Source organism: Nocardia sp. MH4 (assembly GCF_019266065.1).
Lineage (GTDB): Bacteria > Actinomycetota > Actinomycetes > Mycobacteriales > Mycobacteriaceae > Nocardia > Nocardia canadensis.
In genome coordinates, this window is sequence record NZ_LPNR01000056.1 from 14,100 (window position 1) to 30,428 (window position 16,329).

Annotated in this window: 14 protein-coding genes; 12 read left to right on the forward strand and 2 right to left on the reverse strand. The window is 69.5% G+C overall.

Going from position 1 to position 16,329, the window contains the following annotated elements; translation table 11 throughout:
* The first annotated feature begins 150 nt into the window (after positions 1-150).
* The 4 genes from infC (at position 151) to ATM97_RS03890 (ending at position 2,397) form a co-directional block, all read left to right on the forward strand.
* Positions 151-831, forward strand: coding sequence for a translation initiation factor IF-3 (infC, locus tag ATM97_RS03875; protein ID WP_218716554.1), 681 nt, complete (start codon positions 151-153; stop codon positions 829-831).
* Between the two features lie 32 nt (positions 832-863).
* Complete coding sequence (rpmI, locus tag ATM97_RS03880; RefSeq protein ID WP_218716546.1) at positions 864-1,061, forward strand: 50S ribosomal protein L35; 198 nt, start codon at positions 864-866, stop codon at positions 1,059-1,061.
* Between the two features lie 116 nt (positions 1,062-1,177).
* On the forward strand, positions 1,178-1,564 hold the full coding sequence (rplT, locus tag ATM97_RS03885; protein WP_019046423.1) for a 50S ribosomal protein L20: 387 nt from the start codon (positions 1,178-1,180) through the stop codon (positions 1,562-1,564).
* A gap of 35 nt (positions 1,565-1,599) precedes the next feature.
* Positions 1,600-2,397, forward strand: coding sequence for an RNA methyltransferase (locus ATM97_RS03890; RefSeq protein ID WP_218716547.1), 798 nt, complete (start codon positions 1,600-1,602; stop codon positions 2,395-2,397).
* Between the two features lie 7 nt (positions 2,398-2,404).
* Here the strand turns inward: ATM97_RS03890 and ATM97_RS03895 are convergent, their stop codons facing one another.
* The gene (locus ATM97_RS03895; RefSeq protein WP_255586939.1) at positions 2,405-2,962 is read right to left on the reverse strand and encodes a TetR/AcrR family transcriptional regulator; all 558 of its coding nucleotides are present in this window, start codon (positions 2,960-2,962) and stop codon (positions 2,405-2,407) included.
* Positions 2,963-3,091: 129 nt separating this feature from the next.
* Between ATM97_RS03895 and ATM97_RS03900 the strand changes: the two genes are divergently transcribed.
* The 3 genes from ATM97_RS03900 (at position 3,092) to pheT (ending at position 9,004) form a co-directional block, all read left to right on the forward strand.
* On the forward strand, positions 3,092-4,525 hold the full coding sequence (locus ATM97_RS03900) for an MFS transporter (protein ID WP_255586940.1): 1,434 nt from the start codon (positions 3,092-3,094) through the stop codon (positions 4,523-4,525).
* 897 nt (positions 4,526-5,422) lie between these two features.
* A complete protein-coding gene (pheS, locus tag ATM97_RS03905; protein ID WP_218716549.1) occupies positions 5,423-6,484 on the forward strand; it encodes a phenylalanine--tRNA ligase subunit alpha in 1,062 nt (353 codons plus the stop codon).
* An 18-nt stretch (positions 6,485-6,502) separates the two neighbouring features.
* Positions 6,503-9,004, forward strand: coding sequence for a phenylalanine--tRNA ligase subunit beta (gene pheT / locus ATM97_RS03910; protein ID WP_218716550.1), 2,502 nt, complete (start codon positions 6,503-6,505; stop codon positions 9,002-9,004).
* Between the two features lie 56 nt (positions 9,005-9,060).
* Here the strand turns inward: pheT and ATM97_RS03915 are convergent, their stop codons facing one another.
* On the reverse strand, positions 9,061-9,972 hold the full coding sequence (locus ATM97_RS03915) for a tyrosine-protein phosphatase (RefSeq protein ID WP_255586942.1): 912 nt from the start codon (positions 9,970-9,972) through the stop codon (positions 9,061-9,063).
* 803 nt (positions 9,973-10,775) lie between these two features.
* Between ATM97_RS03915 and ATM97_RS03920 the strand changes: the two genes are divergently transcribed.
* From ATM97_RS03920 to ATM97_RS03940, 5 genes are all read left to right on the forward strand, one after another.
* Positions 10,776-12,512: a TerD family protein gene (locus ATM97_RS03920; protein WP_255586950.1), complete on the forward strand. Its 1,737-nt coding sequence runs from the start codon at positions 10,776-10,778 to the stop codon at positions 12,510-12,512.
* Positions 12,509-13,276, forward strand: coding sequence for an alpha/beta hydrolase (locus tag ATM97_RS03925; protein WP_308248367.1), 768 nt, complete (start codon positions 12,509-12,511; stop codon positions 13,274-13,276). Before ATM97_RS03920 ends, ATM97_RS03925 begins: the two co-directional genes overlap by 4 nt.
* 40 nt (positions 13,277-13,316) lie before the next feature.
* The gene (locus ATM97_RS03930) at positions 13,317-13,823 is read left to right on the forward strand and encodes a hypothetical protein (RefSeq protein ID WP_218716551.1); all 507 of its coding nucleotides are present in this window, start codon (positions 13,317-13,319) and stop codon (positions 13,821-13,823) included.
* A gap of 47 nt (positions 13,824-13,870) precedes the next feature.
* Positions 13,871-14,893: a hypothetical protein gene (locus tag ATM97_RS03935; RefSeq protein WP_218716552.1), complete on the forward strand. Its 1,023-nt coding sequence runs from the start codon at positions 13,871-13,873 to the stop codon at positions 14,891-14,893.
* Between the two features lie 382 nt (positions 14,894-15,275).
* Positions 15,276-16,329 (forward strand): nitrate- and nitrite sensing domain-containing protein (locus ATM97_RS03940; protein WP_308248368.1); only part of this gene is annotated, 1,054 nt, incomplete at its 3' end.

Genomic DNA, 16,329 nt, shown 5'->3' on the forward strand with positions numbered 1-16,329 from the left:
TTCCTGTGTGCCTGGCACGCAGGGGTCGACAGCGAGCTCGTGAGGGCATCGACTGTGGGCGATCGGTCGACATCGGGCCCCGTCGCGGAGAAATACCGCAGCGGGGCTTTCGTGTTGAAACAGGGGTTGCAGTTATTGCATGCGGTCGTTATGACGACACCGCTTGACCTAGGAGGCCCCATCAGCACTGAGACCCGCATCAACGATCGCATCCGTGTTCCCGAGGTTCGACTCATCGGACCCGGCGGCGAACAGGTTGGGATCGTGCGTGTTGAAGATGCACTACGCGTCGCGCTCGAAGCCGATCTCGACCTGGTCGAGGTGGCACCCGATGCCCGTCCGCCGGTCTGCAAGATCATGGACTACGGCAAGTTCAAGTACGAGACGGCGCAGAAGGCGCGCGAGTCCCGGAAGAACCAGGTCCAGACCGTGATCAAGGAGCAGAAGCTCCGCCCGAAGATCGACGACCACGACTACGAGACCAAGAAGCGCAACGTCGTTCGCTTCCTCGAGGCCGGGTCCAAGGTCAAGGTCACGATCATGTTCCGTGGTCGTGAGCAGTCGCGACCCGAGCTCGGTTTCCGGCTGCTTCAGCGTCTGGCCTCCGACGTCGCCGAACTCGGTTTCGTCGAGACCTCGGCCAAGCAGGACGGCCGCAACATGACCATGGTCCTCGCTCCCCACAAGGGCGCGAAGACGCGGGTGAAGGCACAGCAGGAATCGGCTCCGGCAGCGCGTCCGTTGCCGACCGGTCCCGCGAGTGCCGAACCGGCTGCGCTGGTCGACACGCCGGCGCCCGCCGAGCAGGCCGCGCAGGCCGACCCGCAGTAACACCGATTTCAACGACACAGATAGAGGAATCCATGCCGAAGAACAAGACCCACAGCGGCGCCAAGAAGCGATTCAAGGTGACCGGCAGTGGCAAGCTGCTTCGCGAGCAGGCGAACCGTCGCCACCTCCTGGAGCACAAGGCCACCCGCCGGACTCGTCGTCTGGAAGGCACGGAGTCCGTCGCTGCCGTCGACGCCCCCCGCGTGAAGCGGCTGCTCGGTCTCGCCTGATTTCTCAGGCACCACAGACCGTCGCACCCTGACGATTCCGCGGCCGGGATAACCGGACGCCGACAACTACCGAACTCGGGCGCCGCCGCGCCCCCCAGATGATCAAGGACTGAAAAGTGGCACGCGTCAAAAGGGCTGTCAACGCTCAGAAGAAGCGCCGTTCCATCCTCGAGGCCTCCAAGGGCTACCGGGGCCAGCGCTCGCGCCTGTACCGCAAGGCCAAGGAACAGCAGCTCCACTCGCTGACCTACGCCTACCGCGACCGCAAGGCGCGTAAGGGTGACTTCCGCAAGCTGTGGATCGCTCGTATCAACGCCGCCGCGCGTCTGAACGACATCACCTACAACCGCTTCATCCAGGGCCTCAAGGCCGCCGGTGTCGAGGTGGACCGCAAGATCCTGGCCGAGCTCGCCGTCTCCGACGCCGAGGCCTTCGCCGGCCTCGTCGCGGTCGCCAAGGCCGCGCTGCCCGCCGACGTCAACGCCCCGGCCACCGCTGCCTGAGCTTGACGACACACAGCGATCTGTCGGAACGACCCGTGGACGCGCTCTCCGAGCGCAATCCGCGGGTCGTTTCGGCTGTCAAGCTCCAGCGCGCCGCGCAGCGCCGCAAGTCCGGCCAGTTCCTGGCCGAGGGCGCCAATGCCGTGACCGCCGCGCTGGAGACCGGCCGCGTCCGTGAACTGTTCTATTCGGTCGCGGCCGCGAGTCGCGAGACCGCGCTGATCGCCGGTGCCGCCGCCGACGGCGTGCGCACCACCCTGGTCAGCGATCGCGCCGCCGAGCATCTCGGCGAGACCGTCACCGCGCCCGGCCTGGTCGCCGTGTGCGAGCTGGTCGACGTGCCGCTGCCCGACATCCTCGAGCGCGGGCCGCGGATGCTCGCCGTGCCGGTCGAGATCGCCGAACCCGGCAATGCGGGCACCCTGATCCGGGTCGCCGACGCGGTCGGCGCCGACGGTGTGGTGCTGGCGGGCGAGACCGTCGACCCGCACAACGGCAAGTGTGTCCGCGCCAGCGCGGGCAGCCTGTTCCACGTGCCGATCGCGCGCAGCCGCGATGTCGGCGCGACCCTGGACGCCCTCTCCGCGGCGGGCGTGATCATCCTGGCCACCGCCGCGAACGGCGAGGTCGACCTCGATTCCGCCGACGAGATCCTGGCGGGCCCGGTCGCCTGGCTGTTCGGTAACGAGGCCCACGGACTCGACCCCGCCGTCGCGGCGCGGGCCGACCATCGCATCCGGATCCCCATCCACGGCCGTGCCGAAAGCCTGAATCTCGCTGCCGCCGCGGCGATCTGCCTCTACGCGAGCGCGCGCGTCCAGCACGCGCGCTAGCGCAGCCTCAGCAGTGCGGGTCGACGCTGTTGCGCAGGTCGTCGAGGATTTCGGTGGCCCAGGGGAGCGGGATCGCCGCCGCGCCCGCCACCTGCATGGCCGTCATGATCGTCAGCAGCATGCCGCTGGCGACGAAGCGGCGTGATTCCGTCGTATCCGCGCCGGTGAGCTCGCCGACCAGCCGGTAGATCCGGCCGAAGCGTTCCCGCATGTGGTCGCCGATCGCCGGATCGGCGCTCGCGGCGGCGCCGTGCAACAGGTTGAGCGGGAGCTCGCGCTCCGCCAGGAAGACCTCGTAGGCCTTGCCGAGTGCCTGCAGGGCCGCGGCGGTGTCGGCGCCGGGCTCGATCTCGGCGCTGCGGAAGACCTGCTCGATGCGGGCGCACACCTCGTGCAGGACCGCGACGAACAGCTGCTGCTTGGTGCCGAACAGCCGGATCACATAGGGTTGGGACACTCCGGCCAGCCGGGCGATCTCATCGGTTTTCGTTGCGGCGTAACCAGATTCGGCAAACGCTTGGACGGCGGCCGCGAGCACCTGGGCACTGCGCTGCGACGCGGTCATGCGCGTTCTGGTCGTGCCGTCCATCCGGTAGTCCACCTCCTGGTCAGCCCCCTTTCACTTGACATGTTATCAGCCGATGCATAACGATGATCGCTAGTTATCAGTGAATAACAACCAAAGGGCTCGGAGATGACGCAGACACTCGATCCAGGTGGTACCTCGACCGCCGAGACGCCGCGCGAGACAGTCGCGAAGGCCAAGCCGCTCGGCGCGGTCATCGCCGCGGTCGCCGTGCCGATGTTCATGGTCACGCTGGACAACCTCGTCGTGACGAACGCACTGCCGGTGATCAAAGCCGAACTGGGAGCGTCGCTTTCGGACCTGCAATGGTTCGTCAACGCCTACACGCTCTCGTTCGCCTCGCTGCTGCTGACGGCCTCGGCGCTCGGCGATCGGATCGGACGGCGCCGGGTCTTCCTGGCCGGTATCGCCCTGTTCGTCGTCGCCTCGGCGGCGTGCGCCATGGCCACCGAACCGTGGATGCTCATCGCGGCACGTGCCGTGCAGGGCGCGGGTGGCGCCGCGGTGATGCCGCTGTCGCTGACGCTGCTCGCCGCGGCGGTGCCCGAGCGGATGCGCAGCGCCGCGATCGGCATCTGGGGCGGTATCGCCGGGCTCGGTATCGCGGTCGGTCCGGTGGTCGGCGGCGCGGTCGTCGACGGGCTGAACTGGCAGTGGATCTTCTGGCTGAACGTCCCGGTCGGCCTGCTGGCGCTGCCGTTCGCGGCCCGCATGCTCGGCGAATCCTTCGGTGCCGCCCGCAAACTCGATCTCCTCGGCCTGGTGCTCTCGGCCGGCGGTGTGCTGGCGCTGGTGTGGGGCGTCATCCACGGCGCCGACGACGGCTGGACCGCACCGGCCGTGCTCGCCGCCCTGATCGGTGGCGGCGCGCTGCTGGCCGCCTTCGTGGTCTGGGAGAACCGGACCGCCGACCCGATGCTCCCGCTGCACATGTTCGCCGCCCGTGGTCTGAGTCTGAGCTACCTGATCTCGTTCGCGTTCTCGGCAGGCGTGTTCGGCGCGATCTTCCTGCTGGCGCAGTACTTCCAGGTGGTCCAGGGCTACTCGCCGCTGGAATCGGGCGTGCGCACCATGCCGTGGACGATGGTGCCGATGGTCGTCGCGCCGCTGGCCGGTCTGGTGATCGACCGGGTCGGACCGCGGCTGCTCATCGCCGCCGGGCAGGTCTGCCTGGCGATCTCGCTGGCGTGGATGGCGCTGATCATCACCGTCGACCTGCCCTACGTCAATTTTGTGGCGCCCTTCGTCCTCGGTGGCATCGGCATGGGCCTCACCTTCGCCCCGTCCTCCACGATCGTGATGGACAGCGCCGCCCCGGACGATCAGGGCATGGCCTCCGGCATCAACAGCACCGTGCGCGAAGTCGGCGTCGCCATGGGCATCGCCGTCCTGGCCTCGGTCTTCGCCTCCTACGGCGCCTACACCGACCCCCAGTCCTATGTCGACGGCCTCGTGCCCGCCGTCTGGGTCGGCGCGGGCCTGGTCGCCGTCGCCGCCGTCATCGCGGCCTTCCTGCCCCGGCACACCGCACCGGCGGCCTGATCCCGAAGGCGATGGTCCGCGGGCCGCTCGGTCCGCGGACCATCGCCGTTTCCGCCTGGTCACCGCTGAGCGGCGGCGGCCGACCCGGCCGGCACGGCCACGACCTGCTGTGGATCGTCGTAGACGATGACGCCTCGTCCGTCTCTCCGGTCGCGCTATCGGTGAGCACGGCAGTCTCCACGAATGGAGCGACCGCATGACCCTTCCCACGATGCATTCCGGCGCATACCCGGATCCGGTCGAAGGTGATTTCGGTGCCCCCATCGCACTGTCGGCGCCGTTTTCGATGTCACTCGACACCGCCTGCCTGCCGCTCTACGACAAGCACCGACCTCGTCGGCGACGACCCCGAGGGTCGCGCTGACTGCGCATCGCGGCGTCAATTGATGTCCTCCGGTCGGGGAGTGTCCTGGTCAGGCTCGGTCTTCCGTGGCTCGACCGGTCGATGCGAGCAGGGGCTCGCCGAGCGAGGGAAGGGACGGTGGCGAGGGCCCCGGATGCCAAGGCCGCACAGGGCCAGGCCGCTACCCGGGGCCGTGCGGCGGGTACGAGGGCCCGGGGGCGGCGTCGAATCGCGAGTCTGTTCCGGCATCGAGTCGTCCTGTTCTCGAGTCGAACACGCTGATGTGTTTGAACGGTTGGACGGAACTCACGGCGTTTCGGTTCCCACGAATTCGGGGGTGGCGCCGATCGTGGTCCGCGTGTCGGGAAGACCGGCCTGACCTGGACTTGTCGGTCCGGATCGGGACCTTCCGGCGGGCGCTGGCACGGTCGCCACCGCACCGCCGGTAATCCGGATGAATCGCGGGAAGCCGATCCCATAGGATTTATGCAGCACCGATACGGGTAGGCAATGACGCACCCGTGAACCGATCCCCAGGGGAGAGTCGAACGATCGTGGCCGACGACAACAGTGGAGTCGAGCAGAACGCCTTGCTGACCGAGGAGGCACTCGCGGCAGCGGCAGCGGAGGCCGAGAAGGCGTTCGCCGCTGCGGCTGATCTGGATGCGCTGGCGGTCGCCAAGACCGAGTACATCGGCGGCAAGTCGCCGATCGCGCTGGCTCAGCGTGGGCTGGGCACGCTGCCCAAGGAAGAGAAGGCCGACGCGGGCAAGCGGGTCAACGTCGCCCGCAAGCGCGTGTCCGACGCGTTCGAGGCCCGCCGCGCCGCGCTGCTGGAAGAGCGCGATCAGGCCGTGCTGGTGGCCGAGAAGATCGACGTCACCCTGCCCGCGCGCCGTCAGCCGGTCGGCGCCCGCCACCCCATCACCGTCATCTCCGAGCAGATCGCCGACGTCTTCGTCGGCATGGGCTGGGAGGTCGCCGAGGGGCCCGAGGTCGAGACCGAGCACTTCAACTTCGACGCGCTGAACTTCCTGCCCGACCACCCGGCGCGCACCATGCAGGACACCTTCCACATCGCCCCGGAGGGTTCGCGCCAGGTGCTGCGCACGCACACCTCCCCGGTGCAGGTGCGCTCGATGCTGGAACGCGAGCTGCCGATCTACGTCGTGTGCCCGGGCCGTACCTTCCGCACCGACGAGCTCGACGCCACCCACACCCCGGTGTTCTCCCAGGTGGAGGGACTGGCCATCGACAAGGGCCTGACCATGGCCCACCTGCGCGGCACGCTGGACGCGTTCGCGCGCGCCCTGTTCGGCCCCGACACCCGAACCCGGATGCGCCCCAACTACTTCCCGTTCACCGAGCCCTCGGCCGAGGTCGACGTCTGGTTCCCGGACAAGAAGGGCGGCGCGGGCTGGGTCGAGTGGGGCGGCTGCGGCATGGTCAACCCGAAGGTCCTGATCGCCAGCGGCATCGATCCCGAGGTGTATTCCGGGTTCGCGTTCGGCATGGGTATGGAGCGCACGCTGCAGTTCCGCAACGGCATCCCCGACATGCGCGACATCGTCGAGGGTGACGTGCGGTTCACCCTGCCCTTCGGTATCCGGTCCTGAGAGAGAGCGAAAAGTCACGTGCGAGTAGCGCAGTCCTGGCTGACCGAGATCCTGCAGCGCACCACCCCGGAATGGTCGGTGTCCGCCGAAGAGCTCGATGCCGGTTTCGTCCGCGTCGGCCTGGAGGTCGAGGAGGTCGACAAGCTCGATCCGATCGGTGGTGACATCGACAAGCCGCTGGTCGTCGGCCGGGTCGCCGAGATCACCGAACTGACCGAGTTCAAGAAGCCGATCCGCTTCTGCAAGGTCGATGTCGGCAACCCCGAGCTGCAGGAGATCGTCTGCGGCGCCCGCAATTTCGCGGTCGGCGACCTCGTGGTGGTCGTGCTGCCCGGTGGCGAGCTGCCCGGCGGGTTCAAGATCTCGTCGCGCAAGACCTACGGGCATACCTCCAACGGCATGATCTGCTCGGTCGCCGAACTCGGCATCGGCAAGGATCACGACGGCATCCTGGTGCTCGAGCCCGGCTCGGCGCAGCCCGGTGACGACGCGAACGTGCTGCTGGGCACCGACGACACGATCATCGAACTCAACATCACCCCCGACCGCGGCTATTGCTTCTCGGTGCGCGGCCTGGCCCGCGAACTGGCCTGCGGCTTCGACCTCGAATACGCCGACCCCGCCGTGCGGACCCTGCCCGACGGCGACGCGGTGGCGTGGCCGGTGCGGCTCGAGGCCGACGCCGAGTGCACCCGCTTCGGCGCGCGGCGGGTCACCGGGATCGATCCGAACGCGGTGAGCCCGCTGTGGCTGCAGCGCAGGCTGATGCTGTCCGGCATGCGCCCGATCTCGCCCGCCGTCGACGTCACCAACTACGTGATGCTCGAGCTGGGCCAGCCGCTGCACGCGTTCGACGCGGCGAAACTCCACGGCGGCTTGGTCGTTCGCTCGGCCAACACCGGCGAGACCCTGCGCACCCTCGACGACACCGAGCGCACCCTCGACGCCGAGGACGTGGTGATCGCCGACGATTCCGGTGTCGTCTCGCTGGCCGGGGTGATGGGCGGCGCGAGCACCGAGGTCGGCCCGGAGACCACCGACGTGGTGCTCGAGGCGGCGACCTGGAACCCGCTGCGGGTGTACCGCACGGCGCGCAGGCACAAGCTGGTCTCGGAGGCGGGCAAGCGCTACGAGCGCGTCGTCGATCCGGAGATCAATATCGTCGCGCTCGACCGGGCGGCGACGCTGCTGGCCGAGATCACCGGCGGCACCATCGAATCCACGCTCACCGACATCCGGGTGCCGCTGGCGCCGGTCGCGCCGATCGCGATGGACATCGACCTGCCCGACCGCGTCGCCGGCGTCACCTACCCGGCGGGCACCGCCGTGCGCAGGCTCGCCCAGATCGGCGCCGGGGTCGAGATCGAGGTCAACGACGCGGGCAAGACCCAGCTGCTGGTGACGCCGCCGAGCTGGCGGCCCGACCTGGCCCAGCCCGCCGACCTGGTCGAGGAGGTGCTGCGCCTGGAGGGTCTCGAGCAGATCCCGTCGGTGCTGCCGTCCGCGCCCGCCGGTCGCGGCCTGACCGCCGCGCAGAAGCGCCGCCGGGCCGTGAGCCGGGCCCTGGCCTTCGCCGGTGGCGTCGAGGTGCCCGCGCCGGTGTTCCTGCCCGCCGGAGTGTTCGACGTGTGGGGTCTGGACGCCGACGATCCGCGCAGGCACACCACCCGGGTGCTGAACCCGCTCGACACCGAGCGTCCCGAGCTGGCGACCACGCTGCTGCCCGGTCTGCTGGAAGTGGCCGCCCGCAACATCTCCCGCGGTGCCCGTGACCTCACGATCTACGGCATCGCCCAGGTCGTGCTGCCCGGCGCCGAGACCCACGCGGTCGAGGCGCTGCCGGTGGATCGTCGTCCCACCGACGAGCAGATCGCCGAGCTCAACGCGTCGCTGCCCGCGCAGCCGGTGCACGTGGCCGCGGTGCTCAGCGGCAAGCGGGACCCGCGCGGACCCTGGGGGCCCGGTCGCCAGGCCGAGGCCGCCGACACCTTCGCCCTGGTCGACGCCGTCGCCGACGCCGCCGGTGTCACCGTCGAGCGCCGGGCCGCGGCGCACCTGCCGTGGCATCCGGGCCGCTGCGCGGAACTGGTCGTCGACGGCGTCGTGGTGGGTCACGCGGGTGAGCTGCACCCGGCCGTGCTCGAGCGCGCCGGCCTGCCGCCGCGCACCTGCGCGCTGGAGCTCGACCTCGACGCGCTGCCGTTGACCGAGGCCCGTCCGGCGCCCACGGTGTCGGCGTTCCCCGCCGTCCTGCAGGACGTGTCGATCAGCGTCGACAAGGCCGTGCCCGCCGCGAGCGTCGAATCGGCGCTGCGCACCGGCGGTGGCGACCTGCTCGAGGACATCGCGCTGTTCGACGTCTACGAGGGCGCCCAGGCCGGTGCGGGCCGCAAGTCCCTCACCTACGCGCTGCGCTTCCGCGCGACCGACCGCACCCTCACCGAGGACGAGGCCAGCGCCGCGCGCGATGCCGCCGTCGCCGCGGCGGGCACCGCGGTCGGCGCCGAACTGCGCGGCTGATTTACCGACCGAAGGCCGCCCGGCATGGTGCCGGGCGGCCTTCGTCGTACCCGCGGTCAGGAGACCAGGTTCTTGCGCAGTTTCATCAGGGTCCAGCCGTCGAGCCCGAGTCCGTCGGTGAGGTATTTGCCGAAGTCGCCGAACTTCTCGTCGATCTGCTGTAGCGCCACGTCGAGATAGGCGTCGCGCACCTCCTGCAGGGGAATCAACAGGTCCGGGTTCTGCATGATGCCCGCCTGCTGCAGCTGAGCCCGCAGGGCGGCATCGGCCGCCGCCCGATACTGGTTCGACAGCAAGTAGTCCTGTCGCGCCACCGACTCCGGCACGCCGACGGCCCGCAGCGTCACGTAGGACAGCCATCCCGTCCGGTCCTTCCCGGCGGTGCAGTGGTACAGGGTGGCGTTCGCGGTGTCCGCGAGATCCCGAACCGACTGGCCGAACTTTCCCAGCGCGTCGGGGGTGAAGAAGTTGAGGTACACGTTCTGCATGATCTGCTCGGCTTTGCCGTCGCCCAGCATGTTCTGCTGCTGCACCGGATCTTTCGACGAGATGGCCTGGTACATCTTCACGAACATGCCGCCGTCGTCGATCGGGCGCGCCACCAGCGCAACCCCCGCGGGCAGCTTGTCCGCGCCCATCGCCTGCACCTCGGCCGGGGTCCGCAAATCGATCACCTTCTGGAGCTTCAGCGCCGCCAGCTTCTGCAGGTCGGCATCGGTCAGCTTGGCGAGCGCGTCGGCCCGAACAAGCTTGCCCGACTTGACCTTCGCTCCGTCGTAGGTGACGTAGCCGCCCAGGTCCCGGACATTGGCGGCGCCCTGCAGATCGATCCGGGTGGGACCGCCCGTGCCGGGGAAGGCCTGGGCGGGGCCCGCCAACCCCGCCGCCACCAAACCCACAGCCAGCAGCGGCACGGACACCAACGACAACAGCGACTTCCGCTTCCGCGAAACAAGTGAATTACTCATCCGCGAGACGCTAGAACCGGGCCGCTGCCCATCCACCGGTTCCCGATCGGCGCACCGCCCACCAGGACTCGCGACCCGGTCACCGGGATCGACTGTTCTACCCTGTGCTGAATACCGTTGCTCCACAGCGTGATCGACCTGCCTCGGACGCAGTGCCACGTTCATGAACACTGCGCCCCGATCATCACCCGCCACGCATCCTCGCCGCTGAGCCGCTGAGCCGCTGAGCCGCTGAGCCGCTGAGCCGCTGAGCCGCTGAGCCGCTGAGCCGCTGAGCCGCTGAGCCGCTGAGCCGTTGGGCCGCAGAGTCGTTGAGTCGTTGGACCGTCTGGCGGTCGAGCTGCTGAGCTGCAGGGGGACTCTCGCTGCTGGGACGTCGAGCGGTCGAGCCGCCGTGTCGCCCAGTGTGCCGAAGGCGCAAGCGACCCTCTCGGCCGACAGCACGCCGTGCGCGATCCAGGTACGCCCCCGGTCATCCCTGGCGAACATCGTCTCGATCGTGCCGCCGCGTCTATCGGCGCCGGGGCATCACCAGGAGCGTGCTCGGGAAGGTGGCGACCGCACCGCCGAGCTTTCGAAGGCGTGATCGATCCAGCCGACGGCACGTCGAGAGCGATCGCGGTCGGTACAGCCGGGGCTCCGGCCCGCAGCATCGTCTCGATCGTGCCGACTGCTCCGTCGGCGAGGCGGGCTGCCTTCACCGAGGTGACTCGGTCGATGTCGGCGGGCGTGAGCTGGTCGATGTCGACGGGCGACGTGGCTTGGGCTCGGTGCGCGGGCGGGATAGGTTGGCACCTGTGTCGATGATGAAAGGCGCCAATGTCGCGGTGCCTGCTGCCGCGGTCCGAGTCGAGCTGGGGTGGCAATCAGGCGCGGGGGTGCCCGACGCCGACGCGTCCGCGCTGCTGCTGGCCGGCGCGAAGGTGCGCTCCGATGACGACTTCGTCTTCTACAACCAGTCCGTGCACCCCTCGGGCGCGGTCCGCCACGAGGGAAAGCGGCACGGTCAGATCGTCGTCGACACGTTGTCGGTGGATCTGGTCCGGGTGGAGCCGCAGATCGAGACGATCGTGCTCGCCGCCTCCGCCGACGGGGGCACTTTCGCCCAGTTCCACGGCCTCTACATCCGGGTGCTCGACGCGGCCACCGGCGCCGAGGTCGCCCGCTTCGACAGCACCGGCGCCACCACCGAGACCGCCCTCGTCCTCGGCGAGCTGTATCGCCGCCAGGGCGCGTGGAAGTTCCGCGCGGTCGGTCAGGGCTACGACTCCGGACTCGCCGGCCTGGCCACCGACTTCGGGATCTCCGTCGACGACGCACCCGCCACCCCGTCGCAACTCATCACGCCACCGTCGCAGCCGCACCAGCACACCTCGCCCGCACCACAATTCGCGCCGGCACCGCAATCGCCACACTCCTACCCACCGCCGCCGACTCAATCCTCGGCCCCGCACCCGAACCAGCAGGCGTACACGCCGTCCCCTGCGGCGGCCATTCCAGGCCGGCAGCAGTCCTACCCGCCACCGGCACAGCCGTCTGCTCCGTCCGAGCAGATCCAGCAGCAGCCCTATGCGCCGCCGCCCACTCAGCCTTACGCGCCCGCCACGCACACGAACCAGCAGGCAAGTGTGCCGTTCACGCAACCAACTCCTCCGGCGGAGCCGAATCAGCAGCAGTCTGCGGCACCGACGCAGCGGTTCGCTTCCGCTGAGCCGCATCAGCAGCGGTTCTACGCGCCGCCACCCACTCCGCCCGGTGGGCAATCTGGCTATCCGCAGCCGTATGGGCCTGTCGGACAGCCGAATCAGCCACAGTCAAACCTCGCGGGTCAGCCGCACCAGCCGCAGCCTTCCTCGCCGACCCCGCCGCAGCAGGGCCAGAATGCGGCCCCGCCCGCCCAACCCCCGGTGAACCCGGCCAAGGTTTCGCTCACCAAGGAGGCCCCCTCGGTCTCGCTCACCAAGCACGGCGCCACCGGGGGCGTCATGCGGGTGAATCTCAACTGGACCTCGATGGCGGCGTCCGGCCGCTTGTTCGGCAAACTGCGTGGCAAGAACATCGACCTCGACCTGTGCTGCTTCTTCGAGCTGGTCAACGGCGCGATCGGGTCGGTGCGGGCGCTGGATCGCCGCTTCGGTGCGCTGTACGAGCCGCCGTTCGTCCACCTCGACCGAGACGACCGCACCGGCGCCGGCGTCACCGGCGAGAACCTGTCGATCAACCTGGACTACACCCAGTCCTTCCGCCGCATCCTGGTGTTCGCCTCGATCTATGACGGCGCGAGCGATTTCCGTGGCGTGCACGCCACCGTCACCCTGCATCCGGTGAACTCGGCCCCGATCGAGATGACCCTCGACGGCTGCACCGACAATTCCCGCGACGCCGTGCTCGCCGTCCTGGAGAACGTCGACGGTGAGCTGGTGGTCCGGCGTGAGGGCACCTTCGTCCGGCCGCCGGCCGGCCGGCCGGGCGGCGGTGTCATCGAGATCGCCCGGCTCTACCACTGGGACTTCGGTTTCCAGGCGGGCCGCGGCAAGTGATCCGTCATCCCGCGACCCGGGTCCTGAACGCGCTGGTCTATCACCAGGACAAGCATGTGGCCCAGACCCCGGCCGCCTTCGGCCTCGACCACCGCGACCTCACGATGCGCACCGTCGACGGCGTCGACCTGCACGGCTGGTTCGTGCGCGCCGAGCGCCCGCGCGGGCACATCCTCTACGCGCACGGCAACGCGGGCACCGTCGGCGACCGGGTGCCGATCATCGCGCTGCTGGTCCAGGCCGGTTTCGACGTGCTCGCCTTCGACTACCGCGGTTTCGGCCACAGCACGGGCAGGCCGGGGGAGCAGGGCACCTATCTCGATGCCCGAGCCGCGCGCACCGCGCTGCTCGACCAGCCCGGCGTCGACGCGCGGCGGGTGCTGTATCTGGGCAAGTCGCTCGGCGGCGGTGTCCTGCTCGAGCTGGCCACCGAGTATCCGCCGGCGGGCATGCTGCTCATGTCGACCTTCAGCAGCATGCGCGCGGCGGCCCGGTCGGTCTATCCGTTCCTGCCCGCACCGCTGATCCCGAACGCCTACCCGAGCCTGCGCCGGATCGCCCGGCTCCGGGTGCCGGTGCTGATGTTCCACGGCGACCGCGACGAGCTGCTCCCGCTGCGCCACGCCGAGCGCCTGTTCGCCGCGGCCGGGGAGCCGAAGGAGTTGGTCGTCGTGCCCGGCGCAGGCCACAACGACGTCATCGACGCGCTGGGGCCGGCCTGGCCGCGGCGCATCGTCGAGTGGACCGACACCTTCCTGCGCTGATCTCCTGGGCCTGTCGGCCCGGTCTGCGTAGCCTGGCGGTATGAGCGAAACGAGCGAGATCCTCGGCCACCTGGCCGCGCTGCCGGACGCCGAACTGGTGTCGGTGCTGCGGGCCGCCGTCGCCGGACGACCCGGCCTCGGTGCCGTCGCCGCCGCGCTCGCCCAGGTCGAGGCCGGTCATGCCGACACCGGTTCGCCTGTGACTCTGGACACGGAGGTCGTGGACGCCGATGTGGTCTCCGTCGCATCCGAGCAGGTCGGAGGCGTCATGCCGGTACCGCCGGTACCGCATGGCCTGTCCGGAACGGCCGCACCCACTGTGACCGGCGGCTATTCCACTTCCGGAGTGCCGACTTTCGACGCGGTTCGCGATAAGGTCGAGCGGCGCTTCGGCACCGCGCAGGGTAGGGATGAGCTCGACCGGCAGACCCCCGCGGGTCGCAGTGCCGACGAACAATGGGAGGCGCGGGAGAAGGCCGCGCGCGAGCGTCTGGACCAGATCCGGAAATCGATGCAGCGCAACGATTCCGGAGCCGACGACAAGTAGCCGCAAGGTCTCCCGTCCGATGCAACGACCGTGATGGGTGGACCCAGATGACGCAGGCGCGCCAGATCGCCGACCGACTACTCGACGCGCAGGTGGAGTTCCTGCTCGCCGAGGTGACCGGCGAACGGTTCGCCGAGGTGATCGCGCGCGACGTGGCCGCGGTGCTCGCCGTCGGCGACACCATCGTCTTCGGTGACGTCGTCTCGCTCGAGCAGGGTGCGGAGACCGTCGCCACGGTCTTCGACCGCATCGGCGGCAGCCCGGTCATCGCCGACACCGTCGGCATCTTCTCCGACGCGATCTACGACCACATCGCCGCCAACACCGAATACACCCTCGGCGACGTCGTCGACCGGGAGCCGGTGGAGGCGCTGCTGGAGAAGATCTTCGGCATGCACCAGGCCCAGGAGCGCATCCTGGACCGGCTCACCGAGAGCCCGCTCGTCGCCACCGTCGCGGCCCGCTTCGTCGACAAGCTGATCGGCGACTTCATGCAGGCCAATCGCGAGCGCGCCGAGAAGATCCCCGGTGTCTCCTCGCTGATGTCGCTGGGTCAGTCGGCCGCCAACCGTGCCAAGAAGGTCGCCGACAGCACCTTTGTCGGCGACCTCGCGGGCAAGGGCGCGCTGTTCGCGCTCAAGCGCACCAACAACGCCATCCGCGACATGCTGCGCGACGCCCCGGTGCACTCGGCGGCCATGGAGTTCTGGGACCTGCACGCCGACGAGCCGGTGGCAGGGCTGCGTGAGTACCTGACCCAGAAGGACCTCAACGAACTGGTCCAGATCTGCTACGAGATCGCCGTGACGACCAGGGAGAAGGAATACTTCGGGATGCTCGTGCGCGAGTGCGTCGAGGTGTTCTACGCCAAGTACGGCAAGCACACGCTCTCGGCCATGCTGCCCGAACTCGGCCTGACCGCCGAGGACATCAGCACCGAGATCCTGCGCTACGGTCCCGCCGTCATCGAGGCGGCCAAGCGCAACGGCGTGCTGGCCGGGCTGATTCGGGAGCGGCTAGAGCCGTTCTTCTACTCCGAGCAGGTGCTCGGCATTCTCGCCGGCGAGTAATCACCGTTCGGTTTCGAATTACCCGAATATCCCGGGAATTCGCGCATCGTCTCGCTATCGTTCATTTCGGATCGGTTGACTCGCGCGCGTTCGCCGGTGTCGCATTCGGAAATCGCGCCGCCGAAAGATTGTGGGCGACGTCACGTCCGCAATTTCTCGCTCTGTGTCGCGCGTTCGACGGATCGGTCACGCAATTGCCGTGGGGGCTGTGAGCTTTCGGACACAGGAAGCCCCGTTGATTTCCGGCATGTTGAGATCAGTGCACGAAACACGTTCTTACGCCGTCCCGGATTGACCGTGCTCGCCGGGCAGTGCAAGTTGGCACCTGACTTTCGCTGGGCCGCCGGGAATTCCACCCGCCGGTGTTTCAAAGGAGCAGGTGGTGCGTTCACATTCCCGTCGGCAGGCCGCGGGCGGCAGGCTGATCCGGCCGCGCACCATCTCCGGTCAGCTCGCCCGGATCCTGGCGGTCTCGCTGGTGCTGGTGCTCGCCCTGCTCGGGCTGACGATGGCCGGGCAGATCAGCGCCTACCGGCGCAGTGGCGAGACGGTGGACGCGGTCGCGGTGGCGCTGGCGGCCCAGGATCTGGTGCATCAGGTGCAGCGCGAACGTGGCCTGAGCAACGGCCTGCTCGGCGGCGATCAGCGGCTCGTGCAGCCGGTCACCGACCAGCGGGCCGGCACCGACGCGGCCCTGCGGAACCTGGCGGGCATCGTCGAGGCCGATCCGCCCGGCGCGGGCGAGGTGCGCTCGGCACTGGGACATCTGGCCGGACTGCCCGGCGTCCGCTCGCAGATCGACACCCGCACGGTCTCGCGGCAGGCGGCCTTCCAGTTCTACTCCGACAGCATCGACGCGATGAACCGGCTGGCGCTGGGTCTGGACCAGGCCCGCGATCCGGCGGTGCGCCACGGTCTGCAGGCGCTCTACGCCCTCGGTGACGCGAAGGAGTTCACGGCGCGGGAACGCGGCTTCCTCAACGGGGTGTTCGCCGCCGGGGAGTTCGCGGCGGGGGAGTACGTGCAGTTCCTCGACATCCGCGCGGCCCGCAACGCCGCGCTGACCCAGTTCGACCGCGACGCCACCCCGGCCCAGCGGGATCGGCTCGACGCGGTCCTGGCCGGGGAGAGCGCCACGCGGGCAGCCGAATCGGAGAACGTCGCGATCGCCTCGACGGCGGGTCCGCTGGTCGAGCCCGTCGACCCGGCGGTCTGGTGGTCGCGGATGACCGAGGTGATCGACGCACAGCGCGCCGTGCAGCAGACGGTGGGCGACGATGTGCGCGCCCGCGCCGCGGACCTGCGCCGCGACGCCGCGCTGATCCTCGCCGGGTTCGCGCTGGCCGCGCTGCTGGCGATCGCCGCCGAGGTGGCGCTGGTGTTCGCGAGCATCCGGGCCATCGTCCGGCCGCTGGCCCGGCTCGCCGCCGAGGCCG

Excerpts from the sequence above, each read along its gene's own strand:
- infC (WP_218716554.1), top strand. The coding sequence starts at position 151 with ATGACGACACCGCTTGACCTAGGAGGCCCCATCAGCACTGAGACCCGC.
- rpmI (WP_218716546.1), top strand. The coding sequence starts at position 864 with ATGCCGAAGAACAAGACCCACAGCGGCGCCAAGAAGCGATTCAAGGTG.
- ATM97_RS03895 (WP_255586939.1), bottom strand. The coding sequence starts at position 2,962 with ATGACCGCGTCGCAGCGCAGTGCCCAGGTGCTCGCGGCCGCCGTCCAA.
- ATM97_RS03900 (WP_255586940.1), top strand. The coding sequence starts at position 3,092 with ATGACGCAGACACTCGATCCAGGTGGTACCTCGACCGCCGAGACGCCG.
- ATM97_RS03915 (WP_255586942.1), bottom strand. The coding sequence starts at position 9,972 with ATGAGTAATTCACTTGTTTCGCGGAAGCGGAAGTCGCTGTTGTCGTTG.
- ATM97_RS03920 (WP_255586950.1), top strand. The coding sequence starts at position 10,776 with ATGATGAAAGGCGCCAATGTCGCGGTGCCTGCTGCCGCGGTCCGAGTC.
- ATM97_RS03930 (WP_218716551.1), top strand. The coding sequence starts at position 13,317 with ATGAGCGAAACGAGCGAGATCCTCGGCCACCTGGCCGCGCTGCCGGAC.
- ATM97_RS03935 (WP_218716552.1), top strand. The coding sequence starts at position 13,871 with ATGACGCAGGCGCGCCAGATCGCCGACCGACTACTCGACGCGCAGGTG.